This window comes from Pseudomonas sp. WOUb67 (assembly GCF_050058005.1).
Taxonomy (GTDB): domain Bacteria; phylum Pseudomonadota; class Gammaproteobacteria; order Pseudomonadales; family Pseudomonadaceae; genus Aquipseudomonas; species Aquipseudomonas putida_R.
Genome location: NZ_CP170112.1, coordinates 3,585,198 through 3,603,480 on the forward strand (window position 1 = coordinate 3,585,198; position 18,283 = coordinate 3,603,480).

General features: G+C 62.2%; 19 protein-coding genes and 1 pseudogene. 4 read left to right on the plus strand and 16 right to left on the minus strand.

What is annotated here, in order from left to right:
- The first annotated feature begins 10 nt into the window (after window positions 1–10).
- Window positions 11–634 carry an urease accessory protein UreG gene (gene ureG / locus ABOC32_RS16030; protein ID WP_325975869.1) on the plus strand — a complete coding sequence of 208 codons (624 nt, stop codon included), beginning with the start codon at window positions 11–13 and terminating at the stop codon, window positions 632–634.
- A gap of 145 nt (window positions 635–779) precedes the next feature.
- On the opposite strand, the gene ABOC32_RS16035 is transcribed toward ureG, so the two are convergent.
- The 12 genes and pseudogenes from ABOC32_RS16035 to mcpP form a co-directional block, all read right to left on the minus strand.
- Complete coding sequence (locus tag ABOC32_RS16035) at window positions 780–1,508, minus strand: DUF899 domain-containing protein (protein WP_426807914.1); 729 nt, start codon at window positions 1,506–1,508, stop codon at window positions 780–782.
- A gap of 95 nt (window positions 1,509–1,603) precedes the next feature.
- Entirely contained in the window at window positions 1,604–3,805 is a 2,202-nt protein-coding gene (locus tag ABOC32_RS16040) for an LTA synthase family protein (RefSeq protein ID WP_426807915.1), read from the minus strand.
- 136 nt (window positions 3,806–3,941) lie between these two features.
- A complete protein-coding gene (locus ABOC32_RS16045) occupies window positions 3,942–5,222 on the minus strand; it encodes a hypothetical protein (RefSeq protein WP_426807916.1) in 1,281 nt (426 codons plus the stop codon).
- 46 nt (window positions 5,223–5,268) lie between these two features.
- A complete protein-coding gene (locus ABOC32_RS16050) occupies window positions 5,269–6,021 on the minus strand; it encodes a hypothetical protein (RefSeq protein ID WP_426807917.1) in 753 nt (250 codons plus the stop codon).
- A gap of 45 nt (window positions 6,022–6,066) precedes the next feature.
- Entirely contained in the window at window positions 6,067–6,747 is a 681-nt protein-coding gene (locus ABOC32_RS16055; RefSeq protein WP_426807918.1) for a C39 family peptidase, read from the minus strand.
- Between the two features lie 61 nt (window positions 6,748–6,808).
- The gene (locus tag ABOC32_RS16060; RefSeq protein WP_426807919.1) at window positions 6,809–8,260 is read right to left on the minus strand and encodes a heme utilization protein; all 1,452 of its coding nucleotides are present in this window, start codon (window positions 8,258–8,260) and stop codon (window positions 6,809–6,811) included.
- Between the two features lie 50 nt (window positions 8,261–8,310).
- Complete coding sequence (locus ABOC32_RS16065) at window positions 8,311–8,889, minus strand: adhesin (protein WP_426807920.1); 579 nt, start codon at window positions 8,887–8,889, stop codon at window positions 8,311–8,313.
- A gap of 1 nt (window position 8,890) precedes the next feature.
- Window positions 8,891–9,331 (minus strand): hypothetical protein, encoded by a 441-nt coding sequence (locus tag ABOC32_RS16070; protein ID WP_426807921.1) that lies wholly within the window; start codon window positions 9,329–9,331, stop codon window positions 8,891–8,893.
- A 297-nt stretch (window positions 9,332–9,628) separates the two neighbouring features.
- Complete coding sequence (locus tag ABOC32_RS16075; protein WP_426807922.1) at window positions 9,629–10,198, minus strand: AAA family ATPase; 570 nt, start codon at window positions 10,196–10,198, stop codon at window positions 9,629–9,631.
- The gene (gene pnuC, locus ABOC32_RS16080) at window positions 10,195–10,761 is read right to left on the minus strand and encodes a nicotinamide riboside transporter PnuC (protein ID WP_426807923.1); all 567 of its coding nucleotides are present in this window, start codon (window positions 10,759–10,761) and stop codon (window positions 10,195–10,197) included. The genes ABOC32_RS16075 and pnuC overlap by 4 nt, the downstream gene beginning before the upstream one ends.
- Window positions 10,762–10,953: 192 nt before the next feature.
- Window positions 10,954–11,688: a methyl-accepting chemotaxis protein gene (locus ABOC32_RS16085; protein ID WP_426811615.1), complete on the minus strand. Its 735-nt coding sequence runs from the start codon at window positions 11,686–11,688 to the stop codon at window positions 10,954–10,956.
- Between the two features lie 138 nt (window positions 11,689–11,826).
- Window positions 11,827–12,588, minus strand: a pseudogene (gene mcpP, locus ABOC32_RS16090) (methyl-accepting chemotaxis protein McpP); the annotation flags it as partial.
- Between the two features lie 300 nt (window positions 12,589–12,888).
- On the opposite strand from mcpP, the gene ABOC32_RS16095 reads away from it, so the two are divergent.
- Entirely contained in the window at window positions 12,889–13,719 is an 831-nt protein-coding gene (locus ABOC32_RS16095; protein ID WP_426807924.1) for an undecaprenyl-diphosphate phosphatase, read from the plus strand.
- Window positions 13,712–14,125 carry a DUF1294 domain-containing protein gene (locus ABOC32_RS16100; RefSeq protein ID WP_426807925.1) on the plus strand — a complete coding sequence of 138 codons (414 nt, stop codon included), beginning with the start codon at window positions 13,712–13,714 and terminating at the stop codon, window positions 14,123–14,125. The genes ABOC32_RS16095 and ABOC32_RS16100 overlap by 8 nt, the downstream gene beginning before the upstream one ends.
- Window positions 14,126–14,245: 120 nt before the next feature.
- Here ABOC32_RS16100 and ABOC32_RS16105 read toward each other — a convergent pair whose 3' ends face one another.
- Entirely contained in the window at window positions 14,246–14,605 is a 360-nt protein-coding gene (locus tag ABOC32_RS16105) for an MmcQ/YjbR family DNA-binding protein (protein WP_016500020.1), read from the minus strand.
- Complete coding sequence (locus ABOC32_RS16110) at window positions 14,598–15,500, minus strand: LysR substrate-binding domain-containing protein (RefSeq protein WP_043196408.1); 903 nt, start codon at window positions 15,498–15,500, stop codon at window positions 14,598–14,600. Before ABOC32_RS16110 ends, ABOC32_RS16105 begins: the two co-directional genes overlap by 8 nt.
- A 133-nt stretch (window positions 15,501–15,633) precedes the next feature.
- Between ABOC32_RS16110 and ABOC32_RS16115 the strand changes: the two genes are divergently transcribed.
- A complete protein-coding gene (locus tag ABOC32_RS16115; RefSeq protein WP_043196405.1) occupies window positions 15,634–16,245 on the plus strand; it encodes an FMN-dependent NADH-azoreductase in 612 nt (203 codons plus the stop codon).
- Window positions 16,246–16,364: 119 nt separating this feature from the next.
- Here ABOC32_RS16115 and ABOC32_RS16120 read toward each other — a convergent pair whose 3' ends face one another.
- Entirely contained in the window at window positions 16,365–17,567 is a 1,203-nt protein-coding gene (locus tag ABOC32_RS16120; protein WP_426807926.1) for an NAD(P)/FAD-dependent oxidoreductase, read from the minus strand.
- 81 nt (window positions 17,568–17,648) lie between these two features.
- The gene (locus ABOC32_RS16125) at window positions 17,649–18,248 is read right to left on the minus strand and encodes a helix-turn-helix domain-containing protein (RefSeq protein ID WP_426807927.1); all 600 of its coding nucleotides are present in this window, start codon (window positions 18,246–18,248) and stop codon (window positions 17,649–17,651) included.
- Window positions 18,249–18,283 lie beyond the last annotated feature (35 nt).

Below are 18,283 nucleotides of genomic sequence, written 5' to 3' on the forward strand. Positions count from 1 at the left end.
GACTGCCTTCATGCAAAGCTATCAACAACCGCTGCGCGTCGGTGTCGGCGGCCCGGTCGGCTCTGGCAAGACCGCACTGCTGGAAGCGCTGTGCAAGGCCATGCGCGACCACTACCAGATCGCCGTGGTCACCAACGACATCTACACCAAGGAAGACCAGCGCATCCTCACCGAGGCCGGCGCCCTTGAACCGGAGCGTATTGTGGGCGTGGAAACCGGCGGCTGCCCGCATACGGCGATTCGCGAAGACGCCTCGATGAACCTGGCGGCCGTCGAGGCGCTGGCGCGCAAGTTTGGCAACCTGGAGGTGATCTTCGTCGAAAGCGGCGGTGACAACCTCAGTGCCACGTTCAGCCCGGAGCTTGCCGACCTGACCATCTATGTGATCGACGTGGCCGAAGGCGAGAAGATACCGCGCAAGGGCGGCCCTGGCATTACCAAGTCGGACTTCCTGGTCATCAACAAGACCGACCTGGCGCCGTATGTAGGGGCTTCTTTGGAAGTGATGGAGCGCGACACCCAGCGCATGCGCCCGCAGCGGCCGTGGACTTTCAGCAACCTGAAGAAGGGTGAGGGGTTGCAGGCGGTGATCGACTTCATCGTCGAGCGCGGGATGCTGGGTGCGCGCGGCTGATCTGATGGGTTGAATGATTGCTGGCCCATGGCACGGTCATTGTGGGAGCGGGTTTACCCGCGAACACCGGCGAAGCCGGTGCCAGACACCGCGTCGCCTGATTCGCGGGTGAACCCGCTCCCACAGGGCCTTGTGCTGGCTTGCATCAGTTATGGCAGCAGTGTGGCTGCTCTGGCTGCCCTTCATAGCGGTCATGGTGCCGCACCCAGTCCATGGTTCCGCATTCGTTGCGCCCCAGTGGCGCAATGTCGAGGAAGTTGTAGGTGTTGACCAGTATGTCCAGCCCACGGGCATAGGTTGAGTAGGTGTGGTACACGCTGCCATCCGCTTCGCGGTAGAACGCACTCAAGCCGGGCAGTTCGCTTTCACTGCCCTCGTACGGTTCATAGTTGTACTGCCGTTCACCCTCGCTGCCGACACTGACGCCAAAGTCCTCGTTGAAACCGCTGCCCTGTGACGAGTACCAGGGGAACTGCCAGCCCATGCGCCGACGGAACGCCTGGAACTCGGCATACGGCGCTCGGGATACCGCCACCAGCGACACGTCATGGTGCGCCAGGTGCAGGTTGGCACCGTCAAAATGGTCGGCCAGGAACGAGCAACCGGGGCAGCCTTCGCTCCAGCCCTCGACGAACATGAAATGGTAAAGCAACAACTGGCTGCGCCCCGCAAACAGGTCGGCCAGGCTCAGTTCGCCGTCCGGCCCCTGAAACTGATAGTCGTGCTCGACCTTGACCCAGGGCAGGGCGCGGCGGGCTGCTGCCAGCGCGTCGCGGTGGTGGGTAAAGGCTTTTTCATGCAGCCACAGTTGCTGGCGGGCCGCCAGCCACTGGCTACGGGAAACCACCGGGTGCCTGCTTTCGCTTGTGCTCATGGTGCTGTCTCCACGCTGGGGGATTCACACATTAGTCGAGCACGCTCAGGTCGAATCGACACGCACCGGTGGCCGGGTGATGAGCGGTACGGCGCTCAGCCGGAATGGGCGATTTGCCCTTCGGTCAGTTCATCTGCGGCGTCATCCTCGCCGGGCAGCGCGGTGATCACGCTGAAGTCACTGATTTCTACCCTGCCGCCGCCGTAGCCCAGCAGGTGGAAGGAAAACGCCTTGCGCTCGGTAGGGTTGTCAAAGCTGAACTCCATTTCCATTGGATTGTCGGCGGTGACCTTCACTTCAGCAGGCAAACCCAACTGTACGTCCTGCTCCAGTTGCTTGGCCTTGAGCTGGATATAGGCCACACGTTTGGGGTCCAGCGAGCGCACCTTTACCCGCACCCGGGTATGCGATCCCCCTGGCATTTCCAGGTACTGGGCGCCGATCAGGTTGTCGGCCCAGTCATCGTGGATGCGCTTGCGCAACTTGATGGGCGAAGGGCCGCCAAACTGGTAACGCAAGTTGAGCGGGGTTTGCAGCAGTGACTGGTCGAGCACCCCGGCCAGGGCGCCGATCTGCTGGCCGAGCAGGCTGTCGCCCGGGCCCAGGTAGCGGGCCTGATCGGCAATGAAACCTTCGCTGGCGTAACGTCGGCAGCGTTGCTGGAAGTCACACTCGGTGAAGACGCCCTGGCCGTTGTGGTAGCGCAGCATGCCGTTGGTGTAAGAAATCATCTCGCGGCCGGTGTCGTAGTCACGGTATAGCGAGCGACCGCCAAGCGCCATGGGAATGGGCAGTGCAAAGTAGTCGAGCACGGAGGTGGCCAGGTCGATATGGCCATAGGTGCCGCGTTTGATATGCGGCAGCTGCGCCTGCTCCGGCGCCAGGGTGAGGTTGAAGCCCCAGGACGAGGCCAGGCGCACGCCATCGATACCATGGGACTCGTCGGAGGTCACCACCACCAGGGTGTCCTTGAGCACGCCCTGGCGTTCGAGGTTGTCGAGGAAGGCCCCGAGCGCGTCGTCCAGGTAGGCGACCGCTGCCTGTTTTGGCGTGTCATAGCGCTCCAGGTATTCGGCTGGCGCGGAGTACGGCTGGTGGGTACCCACGGTGAGCAGGGTCAGCATCCACGGCTTGTCCTGTTTCTGCAGCTGGCCGACGTAGTCCAGGGCACCTTCGAAGAAGGCCCGGTCATCCTTGCCCCAAGGGAAGTCCAGGTAGTTCTTGTTGCGGAACCACTCCAGGCCATGCACCGAGTCGAAGCCGATATGCGGCATGATGCGGTCCTTGGCCATGAAGCGCAGGCCGGCACCTTGCAGGTAGTGGGTGGTAAAGCCGGCCTGGCGCAGTTGCGCTGGCAGGCAGGCCTGGTTGCGTTCGTTCTGGGTCAGCAGCTCGACGCCCTTTGGCGTGCCATTGGCCAGCTTGTCATAATCGCCGCACAGCATCGCATAGAGGCCGCGGATGGTCTGGTGGGTATGCAGCACATAGTCAGGGGTGTTCATGCCACGCTCGGCCCATTGGCTGACCTTGGGCATCAGGTCTTCGTCGAAGCGGCTGTGCAGGGCCTGACGGTTGGGCCGCAGGTAGGCGCCGGGGATGCCTTCCACCGTGATGACCAGCAGGTTGCGAGCGTTGCCTGGCCCGGCCAGCAGCCGCTGCCCGTGCAGGTCGGATTGGGTAAGGCCACTGCTGGCCAGCGGCGTGAAGGTTTGCGTGTGGCCCATCCAGCCTTCGACCGTGCGCTCCAGGCTGCCGACACCGGCCGACATCAGTTGGTGGGTGAGGTTGTATTGGCGCCACTGGTCGGCGTCGGTAGGTGCCAGCTGCTGACTTCCCCAGTGGGAACCAAAGAGCAATACTGGAATGGCCCAGGCCGTGCGGGGCAGGGGCATGCTGCGTTGGCTACGGCTGCGCCAGGCCGTGGCCAGCCAGGCCAGCAGGCCGGCACCCATGGTCAAGGGCAGCCAGGCGTGGGCCAGGCCGCCACCGGTCGAATTCTCCATGAATTGCGGGTCGAACAGGTACGTCAGGTCGGCGCTGGTGGGCAACCGGCCCACGGCGCTTACCAATTCGGCGGAAGCCACCCACAGGGCTGCCCAGGCCAGCAGCACGGGCAGGGCCAGCCACCATGGCCGACGGTGCAGCAGCACTATCAGCAGGCTGCCGAGGGCGAGGTCGGACAGGTAACCGAGCGGGTTGGACCAGCCCAGCATGGCGCGCGTACCCAGTGGGATCACCAGCACCAGGGTTGCCAACGCGGCAAGCCGGGTACGTGGGTGGTCTGACAGGTTCTTCACAAAAACTTCCCTTTTGCCATTAAATCGTCATGCATCTGTGCTGGATGATAACAGGCCGGGGAAGGGAAAGCGGTTTGCTACAAGGCTGGTAACCAAAAGCCGGGCCCGCGCAAGCGGGCCCGGCCGAGGGCAAGTGTCAGAAGTAGTAGGGGAATTTCAGGCTGAAGGAAAAGTCTGGCGCATCATCGGTCAGTCCAATGGACAGGTTGGGTACGATGGTCAGGTTGTTGGTAGCGGCGAAGGTCAGGCCGACGTTGAAGTTGGCGGCGTTGTAATCACTGTTGGAGATCGATTGCCAGTCGCCGCCATCGGGTTTGATCTTGCTTTTGCGGGCGAACTGGTCAGACACCGAGAACGACATGCTCATCTTTTCGTTCAGGGCAAAGGCGATACCGCCGCCAATTTGCCAGGAATCGCCAAGCTTCACGTCACCCGGCACCTTGCTGTTGACCTGCGGGCTGATATCGCTGAACGAGTCCTGCATGTTGTACGTGTAGGACAGGCTGCCGAACAGCACGGCCGGGTCGAAGGTCTTGACCAGCGAGATGCCCGGTGTGATCGACCACACGCCGTTGCCGGTCGGCAGGCTGTCCGGCACTGCCAGGTTATTGTTGCCGTCAACCTCGCGCAGCTTGATGCCATACGGATCTTTGCCGGTAGGCGCCTTGACCCGCAGGGTGGCAACAGCGTCAGGCCAGTTCTCGTCCTCGTCGATGAATTTATAGGCCACGCCAACGTTGATGTCGCCGATTTCCGGGTCGCGGGTGACGGTTGCATCGGACGTGGTGGCCCCGGCACCTCCCGCTCCGCCGGAAGAATAAGTGGACTCGCGGTACACCACGGGAACGTTGATGTCGAACTGCCAGCGCTGCGCCAGGTTGTAGCGCGCGGTCATGTCCAGGGTCCAGTTGTCGGCCTTGATCCGGTCAAGGTTGATACTGCCAAGGAAGATCGAATCCAGCGCCAGGAAGCCGTTGAGTGTCAGCGCACGGGTATCGTAATGGGTGTAGGTGACACCGGTTTCGAAGCTGAACTTGCCACCGCCAAAGAACCCGCTGGCTTCGTCGTACAGGTTGGAAACGCTTTGCGCCGGCTCGGAATCGGCGGTCAGCGCCTGGCCATAAGAGCTGCCTGTGGTGCCCGGCGCGCCTGAGGCGACGGTTTGCGCACCTTTGACCCCCTCGGCGGGGGACTTGACCAGGCGTTTGGGCGGCGCCGCTGCCGGGGCCTCCTCGACCTGGCGCACGCGCTGCTCCAGTACCATCAGCGCCTGTTGCTGGGCCTCGTAGCGGCGTTTGAGTTCTATCAGTTCCTGTTTCAGCGCTTCGACCTGGGGGTCGGCGGCTGCGTAGAGTGCTGTGGCGGGGGCCAGGGTAGTCAAACAGACAAAAGCGCGAAGCGTAAAAGATCGGTACATGGAGTTGCCGTCCCTTCCAACTACTTGTGATGAGACTGAGCGTAGATCAGTATCCGAAAGTGCGAAGACCTTTGAGCTGGTCAAGGCTACCGTTGAGCGAAGCCGCTGTCGGCACGTTCTCGCGCATGACGACATTCAGGGATGTCACGTTTTTGACCATGTTGCCGTTGCCAAGCAGGGTCGAGTTCTGCATCAGCCCTCCTTGGGCCAGACGTTGCATACTGCTGCCCTGGTTATTGCTGGCATTGATGTTGAGCTGCACGCCTACACCGCTGGAAGACACGCTGAGCGCGCCGGCACCGTTTTCCCCGACCAGCGTCTGGCCAGCGGCCAGCACCTGACCTTGCTGCTGCACGGCGGGGGCCTGGTTGGCCTTGGTGACGTTGATATCGACGTTGTTGTAGGCCGCGTTATTGTCACCGGCCGCACGGACCACCTGGGTCACCCCCTCGGTCGTGCCAAGGCCGTTACCGCCCGTGACCACACCCGTCCCGGCAGAGGGCGCATTGTTCGGAGCTGTGCCTGTGCCTTTTTCATCGATCATCGACACATAGAACTGGGGCTTGATGGTCGCTTGCTGAACCTGCAGCGTGGACGTCGCCCCGATCACGTCGCCCTTGGCGTTTTGCCAGGTGCTGCTCATGACGATGCCGAAGCTTACGATCCGTCCCGGCATCACATAGCGGCCACGCAGGTTCGCCAGTTCCTGGTCCTTCAGCTCGATGGGTTTCAACGGCTCGGCGTGGCTTGGCAGGCTGGCAGCCAGGCAGGCGATGGCCAGCCACAATGAAGACTTCATGAAATGCTCCCTGGAGCATCATGCTCCTTGTCAATAGAACAGTCGTTAGAAGAAGTCGCTTTTTATGAAGCCGAAGTCCAGCAGCTCGTTGTCCTTCACTGGGGTGAAGTTGTCCACCCGGCCCTTGGCGGTCAGCGGCAGGGGCGGGTCGAGCAGGATATTGTTCTTGTCGTAACCCTGACCGATCACGGCGAAAATGATGCCGTTCCAGCCCTTGAGGAAGTCTTCGACTTTGTAGCGCCTATGGCCCAGCACCGGGTCACCGACGTATACCCAGCCTTTGTCGATTTTCTGCATGACCACGAAGTGCTTGTAGCCACGCACATCCATCAGCACCACGACCGGGATACGCACGCTGTGCAGGGTGTCGGGCGCCACCCGGTAACCGCGGGCACGCATCCCCAGGCTTTCGACGTAGCGTTTCATGTCGAGCATCGAGAAACCCTGCGTGCGCACCAGGTCCTGGTCGGCGTGGGCCAGCATGCCTTCGATGATCTGATGTTCGTCCACATCCAGCCAGTAGGCCTGGCGCAGGATGGTGGCCAGCGCGGCGGCGCCGCAGCTGAAGTCGGTTTTCTGTTGCACCAGGTCGGCAAACTTGCGTTCGCGCACGCTCTGGATCGGTTTGAACACGACGGCGCCGCCCGGCAGGACGGACAGCGGCATTTGTGCAGCTTCGCTCACGCTGGCCAGGCACAGCAAAAACGCCAAGGCGAAAATACGCATGATCGGGTGCCTTCCGGTGTGTTGAAGAAAGGCCCCCCGAAGGGGGCCTCAAGCGCAACGTTTAGAACGAGGTGTTGGAGATGGCCAGCGAGTTGCTCTGCTGGTTGCCCACACCGGCTGCCACGTTCACGCCCAGGTTGCCGCTGCCACCATTTACCGAACCGCTAAGGGTTGCAGTATTGGTAACAGGGTTGGCCCAGCCGGTCGGGGTCAGCACTTGGAAGGACACAGTATTGCTCAAGTCGTAAGCGCTGCTTTCGCTGTAGCTCTTCGAAACGTCGTTCGAGGATTGTTTCGATTTCTCGCCAGACTTCGAGAAGTCAGACGCCGAAGCATTCTCATACGAAGAGTCGTGAGACTTGGTGTAGGAAGAGTCTTTCGACTTGTCGTACGACGATTGATGCGACTTGTCGTAGTTGGAGTCGAAGGCCTTCTCGAACGACGAGTCGTAGGCACTTTCGTGCGACTTGTCGACCGATACATCCAGCGATGCATTGAGCGAACCGTCGAAGGTGCTGGAGCGGGTGCGTTCGCGACGGCCATCATCAGTGGTCAGGGTACGCGTAGCGTTGGCTGCGGCGTCCAGCGAGGCCGTCAGGTTGGCGCTGCTCGACGAGCTGTTGCTGCCGCTGGCTGAGCCGCTCAGGCCCCAGCTGTTGGAGCCACTTGCGCTGGAACTGTTGGAGCCGCTGGCGTTCGAGCTGCTCGAACCGCTGGAGTTCCAGCCGCTCGAACCACTGTTGCTGGCGCTTTGCGAGCCAGCCACGCTGAAGCTCGACGACGAGCTGCGGTCGTCAGTCGAGTTGAACGTGCCATCACGCGATGCCGAACCGCTTGCCGAGGTGGTGATGGTGATCGTGTCGACGCGATAGGTGCGGTCAGCACCGTTGTTCACGGTCAGGCCAGGACCATCCTGATTGGCAGAGGCGGTGGCAGTGGCATTACCCAATGGTGCATTGGAGTTGGCGATTGCCATGGTGTTTTTCTGTTGGTTGAGGTCACCACCGGCAACGTTGATGCCGATATTGCCTTCAGCCCCACTGGCCGAGCCGCTCATCACAGCCGACGACTGGGTCGACCAGTTGTCGACTCGGTTGTTCCTGCTGGTTTGCTGAACGTCTGCAGTCGCGTTGGCCATACCGAACACGAAGCTGTTGTCCAGGCTCGAATCGGCGCCAGCGTTGGCAATGGCAGCGGCGTTGTCCTGCTGGTTGCCGTTACCGGCCGCCACGTTGACACCCACGTTACCGCTGGAACCTTGGCCCGAGTCGCTCATCTCGGCTTCGTTGATGGTGCCTTGGTTGGTGATGGTGTTACGGGTGCTGCTTTGGGTGTCTATAGCATCGGCCGTTGCATACACAGGGATTTTGGTGGGTGGAGGCGTATGCTGACCATTATTATGGTGGCCGTTATGGTGGTCATTACGCCGATCGTTTTGCCCAGCTTGTACAGCAACAGCCATGACCGCAGCAATTGCGAAAACCAGAGGCTTGATTGCCATCGAGGGTTTCATGGTGATTCTCCGTACTTTATTAGGTTAAGTGTTGTTCTTAACTGATTGGGTCAATCCGCGACCCGGATGCTCAAGGTGTTGGCCATGCGGTTTCCCACCCCGGCACTCTGGTTCAACTGGATCACCCCACGGCTACCGGTGAAGGCCTGGTCACTGGTGGTGACCTGGCGATAGCCGGCTGGAATGTCAGTTGCTCCGGAGTTGTTGATCAGCGCCACGTTCTGTTGCATGAGGACGCTGTCGTCGATGCTTTGCGGTTGCGCACTGAGGGTGATGCTCAGGGCGTTGGCTTGCTGGGTATTGGCACCGGCGCTCTGATTGACGCCCAGTGCGCCACTGCCGTTGCTGAAGGCGTTGCCCTGAATGGTCGAGCGGGCATCCATCGCGCTGTCGGCCGGCGTGTTCAGCCGCTGGCGGATCTGCGTGCTGGCGTTCGCTTCAGGCCCCACGGCGATGGCACGCGCATTGACCTGTTGCTGCTTGTCACCTGCAGCCTGGTTGACAGAGAGGTTGCCCTGATAGCGGCTGCCAGAGTTGTCGATATTGGCGTTATTGATAACGGGAACAAGCGAGTCGGCGAGGGCTGGCACACTGCACAGGGTGGCCAGAATCAGCAGCATATGCTTCATCTCACTTGCCCCCGCCAGTCAGGATCTGCAACGGAGCGAGCCCGCGCTGAACACTTGAGTTGACCATGTTCGAGATCCCGTTGCCCGATCCCCCAGTGCCCCGACCACTCGACAGGTTGGGTAGTTGGTTCTGGTTGCCGAGGTTGCCGCCCAGGTTGTTGGTCTGCTGGGTGATCATGTTGCTGATGCCGGAGCCACTGCTGATGCTGGCGAAGTCGCCATCGCTCAGCTCGTTGGTCTGTTTGAGCACGTAGGCAGAAGGGTTGGCGTTGACCGTGGTGGGACTTGGGTCAGGGATCAGGGGGGGGACTGTCGCGTTGCGCACCTGCACGTCGCGTTTGATGATGATGATCCCGTTGTCCGCCTGGGCCGTCAGGCTCAGTGACCCCAATACACAACCCACCATTACGAGGTGATAGAGGTGTTTGGCACTTTTCCTCACGACGGCAACTCCTTCTTTGAGCGCTGGCCCTGTTCAGCGATGCGAACAACAGAGCAGAAGGTGTGCCGCTTTTGAGAATCGTTTGCAGATCAACGGGTTAAGGCAAAGGGATGAGAATCTGCGGCGTATTCTGTCTCAGGGTTGATACAGGTAGCCGGGGGTATTGCTGGCTAAACCAGCAGTGGCTTTGACTGGAAGGGTTTTTGCAGGGGTGTTTCATTGGCTTGACACTGACGCCGATGCGGGGGAAAGCCCCGCAATTTCGGGGGCTTTGCCCCACCGGTGTGTCTCAGTGGCTTAACACTCGGTCGGGCATGCTGGCGTATCAATATTAAGCAGCGTAGCAACCGCCTGCAGGGCCAGTAATTGGCGCTGTGGCCAATTGCCCTCAAGTATCTGGTGCGCCTGATCATGCCGCTGCAACCAGGCCAGGCTGTCGTCGAAAAAGCGCTGGCGGTCGTTGAGGTCGGGCTGGCTGCGCTGGCCGTCGGCAACCCAGTCCACGCCTTGCGGGCTGAGCAGCAGGTGCAGGTCGTAACGTCTTGCAAGCAATGCCTGTTCCAGCCAGGGCGGGCAGTCGTTGAACAAGGCGTGGCTCCAGAGCATGTTGCTCAGCAGGTGGGTGTCGAGGATCAGTAGCGGTGGGGCCTGCTCGCGGGCCCGGTCCTCCCAGGCCAATTGGCCCCGGGCGATGGTGGGGATATCGGCGTAGCAGGTATCGCGGCACTCCTGGTCGATGAAGTGGCGAACGTACTCGCCCACCACCACGCCGCCGAAATGCGCCTGGATCACGCCACTGAGCCAGCTCTTGCCGCTGGATTCGGGGCCGCACAGCACCAGTACCTTCATGGCCTGTTCTGCGCTCATGGCTGCACCAACGCCGGGTCGCGCCGCCATTCCAGCCAGCCGCGCACGGCAATCAGGGTAAGCACGGCGAAGAAGCCTGCAGTGAAGTACAGCTGCTGGTGCAGGTACTGGCCTACATAGACGATGTCTACCACTACCCACAGCGGCCAGCATTGCAGGCGCTTCTGGGCCATCCACAGTTGCGCTACCAGGCTGAAGCCGGTGAGGGTGGCGTCCAGCCAGGGCAGGGCGGCATCGGTCCAGTTGGCCATGGCCGCGCCCAGGGCCGCGCTCAGCAGCAGCCCGGCAGCCAGGCCGCCAAGCAGTGCCGGGCGTTGCAGGCGGGAAACCTGGCGGGCGTCTTCAGCGTGGCCGGGGCGCTTCCATTGCCACCAGCCGTACAGTTGCAGGATGGCGTAGGCCAGTTGAAGCAACATGCCCGAATACAGCTTTACCTCGTAGAACAGCCAGCCATAGATCAGCACCATGACCAGGCCGATCGGCCAGCACCAGGCGTTCTGCTTGACCGTAAGCCAGACAGCGGTAACGCCGAGGACGGCGGCGATGAGTTCAAGGCCGGACATCGGCGATCCTTGGAGAGTCTATCGAGGGAAGGGCGCGATTGTAGCGGGTCAGACAGGCAAGGTGTAGGTACTTGAAAGTTTGCTGGCGAACTCCTGTAGGAGCAGCCTTGTGCTGCGAAGAGGCCAGTAAGGCAAATGGAGATCTGCTGGCCTTACTGGCCTCTTCGCAGCACAAGGCTGCTCCTACAAGGGTTAGACCCGGAACTGCCGCATCAACTGTTCCAGCTCCTCGCTCAACTGCCCCAGGGCCATCCCGGCATCACTGGATTGGCGCGCTGCATCGGCGGTCTGCTGGGACAGCCCGGCGGTATCCAGCACGTTACGGTTGATCTCTTCGACCACATGCGCTTGCTGCAAGGTGGCACTGGCGATGGATGCATTCAAGGCAGTGAGGTTGTTCAGCACCTGGTTGATGGCATCCAGGCTGGCGCCGGCTTCGCGGGCTTGCTCGACGGTCTGGCGCGAGGCTTCGCTGCTGGTGTCGATGGCCTTGACCGCCGCGTCCGACTGGCTTTGCAGGTGCGCGACCATGGTATGGATCTCGGCCGTTGACTGCGCTGTGCGCTGGGCCAGCAGGCGCACCTCGTCGGCGACTACGGCAAAGCCGCGGCCCTGCTCGCCGGCCCGTGCCGCCTCGATGGCTGCGTTCAGCGCCAGCAGGTTGGTCTGTTCGGCGATGGAGCGGATTACGTCCAGCACGCCACCGATGCGCGTGCTGTGCCCGGCCAGGTCGCGGATCACCTGCACGGCCTGGTCGATGGTCAGCGATAGCCGATCAATCTGCGCCAGGCTGCCATGAATGGCTTGCTGGCCATGCGCTACCTGCTGCTGCGCGGTGCGCATTTCCCCGGCGGCCTGTTCGGCGGTCTTGGCCACGTCCTGCACGGCGTACGTCACCTCGTTCACGGCAGTGGCCACTTGGTCCATCTGTAGCGATTGCTGGGCACTGTGCTGCTGTGCGGCCCCGGCATTGTCACCGACGTGCCCGGCGGAGCGGGCCAGTGCGTGGGCCGCGCCCTGCAACTGGCCGACCACCCCTTGCAGCTTGCCGTTGAAGCGGTTGAAGTGCTCGCCCAGGTGGGTGATTTCGTCACGGCCATGGGTGTCCAGGCGCCGGGTCAGGTCGCTCTCGCCGCTGGCGATATTGCCCATGGCCTGCACGGCCTCCTGCAAGGGGCGGGCGATGCTGCGGGCAATCAGCATGACCACCAGCGCCATCAGCAGGGCGATGCCCACACCCACCAGCGAGGCGTCGCGCAGCTGGCGGGCGAATTCGGCCTGCACGTCATCGACGTACACGCCAGACCCGATGATCCAGCCCCAGGGCTTGAACAACTGTATATAGGAAGTCTTGGCCACCGGCTCGCTGGCACCGGGCTTGGGCCAGCGGTAGTTGACCGGCCCGGCGTCCTGGTGGCGGGCCAGTGCGACCATCTCGTTGAACACGGCGAAGCCGTCGGGGTCGCGAATGGCCGAGAGGTCCTGGCCGTCGAGCTTGGGGTTGGCCGGATGCATGATCATCTTCGGCCCAAGGTCATTTATCCAGAAGTAGTCGTCGTGGTCGTAGCGCAGCGCCCGCACCACTTGCAGCGCCTGCTGCTGGGCAGCTTCGCGGCTGAGTGTGCCGGCCGCTTCGAGCCCTTGGTAGTAGGCCAGTACCCCGGCTGCGGTCTGCACCACGTGGCGGGTCTTTTCCGCCTTGGCCTGGTACAGGTCACCGTGGATCTGGCGCAGCATCAGCAAGCCCAGCACCACCAGCATGGCCACTGCCACCACAAGGATCAACCACAGGCGACGGCTGATCGACATCGATCTCAGAGTCTTCATCCACGAGCTCCCGCATTGTTCTTTTTATTAAGGTGCATCCAAGCATGCTTTGCGGCAGGCCCCCACCCGACTAATGGCTAAGTGCTATCTTTGTATTAGTCTGCAACAGGTCAGGTAAAGCAAATGCAAAGGCGCTCTGTCAGCATTTCGGCTGCGCAAGATGAAACCTTTAGCAGCCGTGAACTTTTCTACTGGCGTTGCGCCCAACAGTCGCTGTAAAACAGCCGGGCCGCGTGCGGCAATTTCAAGCAAATCAAGAACAAGGGGCCTGCAGCAAGCAGCGCTCCATCCGGGGGAATGATGGATTTTTGGACTGCCTTCCAGGCAATCATCTTAGGCGTGGTCGAAGGGCTGACGGAGTTTCTGCCGATCTCCAGTACCGGGCACCAGATTATCGTCGCCGACCTGATAGGGTTTGGTGGCGAACGGGCCATGGCTTTCAACATCATCATCCAGCTGGCGGCGATCCTGGCAGTGGTATGGGAGTTTCGCGGCAAGATTCTCGAAGTGACATTCGGCCTGACCAGCCAGCCCAAGGCGCGGCGTTTCACCGGCAACCTGCTGTTGGCGTTCATGCCGGCAGTGGTACTGGGCGTGCTGTTCGCCGACCTGATTCACGAATACCTGTTCAACCCGATCACCGTCGCGACCGCGCTGGTTATCGGTGGCGTCATCATGCTCTGGGCCGAGCGTCGCGAGCACATCGTGCAGGTGGACCATGTGGACGACATGCGCTGGAGCCACGCGCTGAAGATCGGTTTCGTCCAGTGCCTGGCGATGATCCCGGGTACTTCGCGCTCCGGCTCGACCATTATCGGTGGCTTGCTGTTCGGGCTGTCGCGCAAGGCGGCGACCGAGTTCTCGTTCTTCCTGGCGATGCCGACCATGGTCGGTGCGGCGGTGTACTCGGGCTACAAGTACCGCGACCTGTTCCAGCCAAGTGACTTGCCGGTGTTTGCCATTGGCTTCGTGACTTCGTTCATTTTCGCAATGATCGCTGTGCGAGCGCTGCTCAAGTTCATTGCCAACCACAGCTACGCGGCATTTGCCTGGTATCGCATCGTCTTCGGCCTGCTGATTCTGGCGACTTGGCAGTTCGGCTGGGTTGACTGGTCCACCGCCCATGGCTGAGGCGTTGCGCGGGCAACGGGCTGAAGGCGTACGCAATGTGCGCCTGAAGCTGCTGCTGTTGGGCCTGCTTTGCCTGTTGCCCGGGCTGGGTGCGGCGCGCATGGCCTGGAGCGACCAGACCTGGTGGCCATTGGCGCTGTACCCGGCAATGAGCCTGATCAGCCTGATGTTGTATTGGCAGGATAAACAGCAGGCGCGTACGCAGGCTTGGCGCACGCCAGAGAAAGTGCTGCACGCCAGTGAAATGCTGGGGGGCTGGCCGGGTGCGTTATTGGCGCAGCAGCTGTTCCGGCACAAGACCCGCAAGGTTTCGTACCAGTTGGTGTTCTGGGGGATTGTGCTGGTGCATCAGGTGTTCTGGGCGGACTGGTTGTTCTTTGAGGGGCGTTATCTGCCCTTCAATTGATTGTGACCTGTACCGGCCTCTTCGCGGGCTTGCCCGCTCCCACAGGTAAACCCTAAGTCTTCAAGGGTGTGGTAGTCCTGTGGGAGCGGGCAAGCCCGCGAAGAGGCCGGTACAGGCTGACTAGATCAACAACCCCACCTGCAACCGCTTGGGCAATCGCCGCACCACCAGTTGGTGCGAACGCTGCAACAAATCACACAACTCATCACGCCCCATGGGGTAGGGCAGCGCCATGCTGATCCACCGCGCCCGCGCCAGGTACGGCGCAGGACGCACCCCTGGGCGGTCGCAGTAGCCGAGAAACAGCTCATCGGCCACTTTGAACGACAGCCCCGCACCCGCCAGGTCGAGCACCGCGAACATCTTGTTGCCCGCCACCGAAAACACCCGGATGCCGCCCCATTTGTAGTCTTCCCGTGCACCCGGAAGGCTCAGGCAAAACGCCGCCACCTGGGCTTCGCTCATCTTCCTATCAGACATACCGCTCTCCACAGGCCTCGAAGGATGCCGCCAGGTGATCGATCCACACCCGCACCGCAGGCAGTACACCGCGCCGATGCGGGTACACCGCCTGCAGATAGCCGCCTGGCAGTGACCAGTCTGGCAGCAGGCGCACCAGTTCGCCGCGTTCCAGTTCCTCTTCGCAGAACATGCTCGGCAGCGCGGTGAACCCCAGTCCCGCCCGTACAGCAGCGTTACGTACCACGAAATCATCGATGGCCAAGCGCGGTTCCAGGGCAATTTCCTGCTGTTTGCCCTGGGGGCCGAACAGGCGGAAGTGCACCAGCCGGTCTGCTTCGGCGGCGCCGAGCACCGGCAATGACGCCAGCTCAGCCGGTTCGCGGATATGGTCGGCGAAGCCGGGCGCTGCCACCAGTTGCATCTGCGCCTGGCGCAGGCGGCGGGTAACCAGGGCCGGGTCTTCATCGCCCAGGTCGCGCACGCGCAGCGCGACGTCGATGCCTTCGGAAATCAGGTCGACCCGGCGGTTGAGCAGCACCATGTCCAGCTGCACCAGCGGGTACTGGGCAAGAAAGCGGCTGATCACATCCGGCAGGAAGGCATGCGCCAGCGCCACCGGGCAAGATACCCGCAAGCGCCCCCGCGGCTCGCTGCTCATGCTGGCCACGGCTTCATCGGCGGCTTCGGCTTCCAGCAGCATGGCCTGGCAGTGGTGCAGGTAGCGCTCGCCCACCGCCGTGAGTTTCAGCTGCCGTGTGGTGCGTTGCAGCAGGCGGGTACCCAGGCGCTCTTCCAGTTCGGCAATACGCCGCGACAGGCGCGACTTGGGGATACCCAACTGACGCCCGGCGGCAGCGAAACCGCCGGCTTCGACCACGCGGGCAAAGTAGAAAAGGTCGTTGAGATCTTGCATGGGAATGTCTCACTGTTCCATCTGTGGGACAAACTAGCGCATTTTTGCCATCTTTTCAGCCATTACTCACCCCTGTAGGATTCTCTCCATCGTGATCGCCCGACGCTGCGGTCTTCCATCACTGGAGAGTCCCATGAAACTGTTGCATATCGATTCGAGCATCCTGGGCGACAATTCCGCCTCCCGCCAGCTGAGCCGCGAAGTGGTCGAAGCCTGGAAAGCCGCTGACCCGAGCGTGGAAGTGGTTTACCGCGACCTGGCCGCCGACGCCATCGCCCACTTCTCTGCCGCCACCCTGGTAGCCGCAGGTACCCCTGAAGACGTGCGCGATGCAGCCCAGGCCTTCGAAGCCAAGCTGAGCGCCGAAACCCTGGAAGAGTTCCTGGCCGCTGATGCTGTGGTGATTGGTGCGCCGATGTACAACTTCACCGTGCCGACCCAGCTCAAGGCCTGGATCGACCGCGTTGCTGTTGCCGGCAAGACCTTCCGCTACACCGAAGCGGGCCCGGAAGGCCTGTGCGGCAACAAGAAAGTGGTGCTGGTGTCCACCGCCGGTGGTTTGCACGCTGGCCAACCGACTGGCGCCGGGCATGAAGACTTCCTGAAAGTGTTCCTGGGCTTTATCGGTGTCACCGACCTGGAAATCGTCCGCGCCCATGGCCTGGCCTATGGCCCGGAGCAGCGTAGCCAGGCCATTGATGCTGCACAGGCGCAGATTGCCAACGAGCTGTTTGCTGCTGCCTGATCCTCGGTAGCCGGCCTGTCATGGCCTAATCGCCGGCAAGCCAGCTCCCACAGGTACTGCGTACGACTCGAAGTCGATGCGAACCATGTGGGAGCTGGCTTGCCGGCGATGAGGCCGTTTCAGGCGACCGGGATAGCTGGATCAGCCGCCGCCAACGCCACTGCCCGATCAGCCGCTGGCGGGTAGATCCACTGTGTATTGATCTGCGCCTTCAGCACCTTGGCCTCGGCCTTGTCCTCCGGTGGCGACACCGCACGCTCCCACCCTTCGGTATACACCGCGCCCCAGGCGCCCAGGTCCAGGCACGTCACGTACTTGGGCTGGCTGTAGGTCATGGGGGGCACGCCAATCAGCTCGGCAGCGGCATTGTTGCCTGCATGGCGCCCCAGCGGAATCGCATGCTGGCAGGACATCACGGCATAATTGCCTAGGTCGTCACAGGCGGCATAGGCCACATCACCCGCCGCGTAGACTGCATCGTTGCCCTTGACCTTCAGGTTGCCATCCACGTGCAGACGCCCCTGGCGGTCGCGCTCGCCGCTGATCTGTTCGGTGAGCGGGTTGGCCTTGAAGCCCACCGTCCACACCACCGTACTGGCGTCGATGCGCTGGCCGTTGTCCAGCAACACGCCGGCAGGGTCAACCGAAGCTACTGTGGCACCGCACACCCACTCCACACCCAGCGCCTCGCAAGCCTGCTCGACGGCTGGGCGGATGCCGTCCCCGAGCGCTGCACCGATCTTGACGCCTCGGTCGATGACGACCACACGCAACGCTGCGTCTTCACCGAGGATTTCCCGTAGCCGTGCCGGCAGCTCGGTGGCCGTCTCGATGCCGGTAAAGCCGCCACCGGCCACCACCACGGTATTGCGCGCCGGCGTGTCAGGCAGGCTGGCCAGCGACTTGAGATGGCTTTCCAGGCGCGCCGCGCTGTCGATCTTGTCGACGTCGAACACCTGCTCGATACCGGCCATGTCGGGCCGGTTGAGCACACTGCCGCAGGCCATGATCAGGCGGTCGTAGGGCAGGGCGCACTGGGTGCCGCTGCGGGTGCGGTAGCTGACCCGGCGGGCCGCTTCATCAATGTGGAATGCCGTGCCTTGCACGAAGCGAACGTTGACGGCATCGAGCAGGTCCTGCAGCGGCGCAGCCATGGTGTGTACGTCGGGCTCATAGAAGCGCGGGCGCACATGCAGTTCGGCCTGGGGCGCGAGCAAGGTGACCTCGACGTCCTTGCTACCGTTGAGGTCAAGCTGGCGGATGGCGCTGAGTGCGCTCCACAGGCCGGCAAAGCCCGCGCCAATGATCAGGATCTGCTTCATGGTTGTGCTCCTTTTCAAGTTCGGTGGACAAGGTAGACCGTATTGCGGGTCAACGGTGTTACGAGCGCCTGCAGGAGTGCTTCAGAATGTTGGCGGCGTGATCACCCAGATCACCACGGCATCCACCTCGCCGGGGTTGCCGTAGCGGTGGGGCTCCTGGCTGGAGAAGCTGAAACTGTCGCCTTCACCCAGCTGGAAATACCGTTCGCCCACCCAAAGCTCGAAGCTGCCGCTAAGGAGGTAGCCGGCTTCTTCGCCTTCATGGCTGTAGCTTTGCTGGCTGTAGGTGCCGGGGGGGAAGCGCGAGTGCAGGATCTCCAGCTGGCGGTTGGGCTGGGGGGTGAGCAGCTGATCGACGATGCCATCTTCATAGTGCACGCTCAGGCGGCTGCCCCGCCGCACCACATAGCCCTGGTCCTCTGGCGCAGTGGTGGCTTCGCTGGCGAAGAACCACTGGATGGTCACGCCCAGGCTGCGGGCGATGTTGAACAGCGCCGGGATCGACGGGTAGGAAAGGTTGCGCTCCAGTTGGCTGATGTAGCCGGCGGTCAGTTCACTGTGTGCGGCCAGCTCCGCCAGGGTCATGCCGCGGCGCTTGCGCAGGCCGCGGATGCGGGTGCCCAGGAACTGCGGCGCGGCGCCCCCGGCTTCGCTGGCGGGGGGCTGGGGGAGTTGGCTCATGCACGTCGGTCCATCGCAAAAGCCGCAGTATGTAC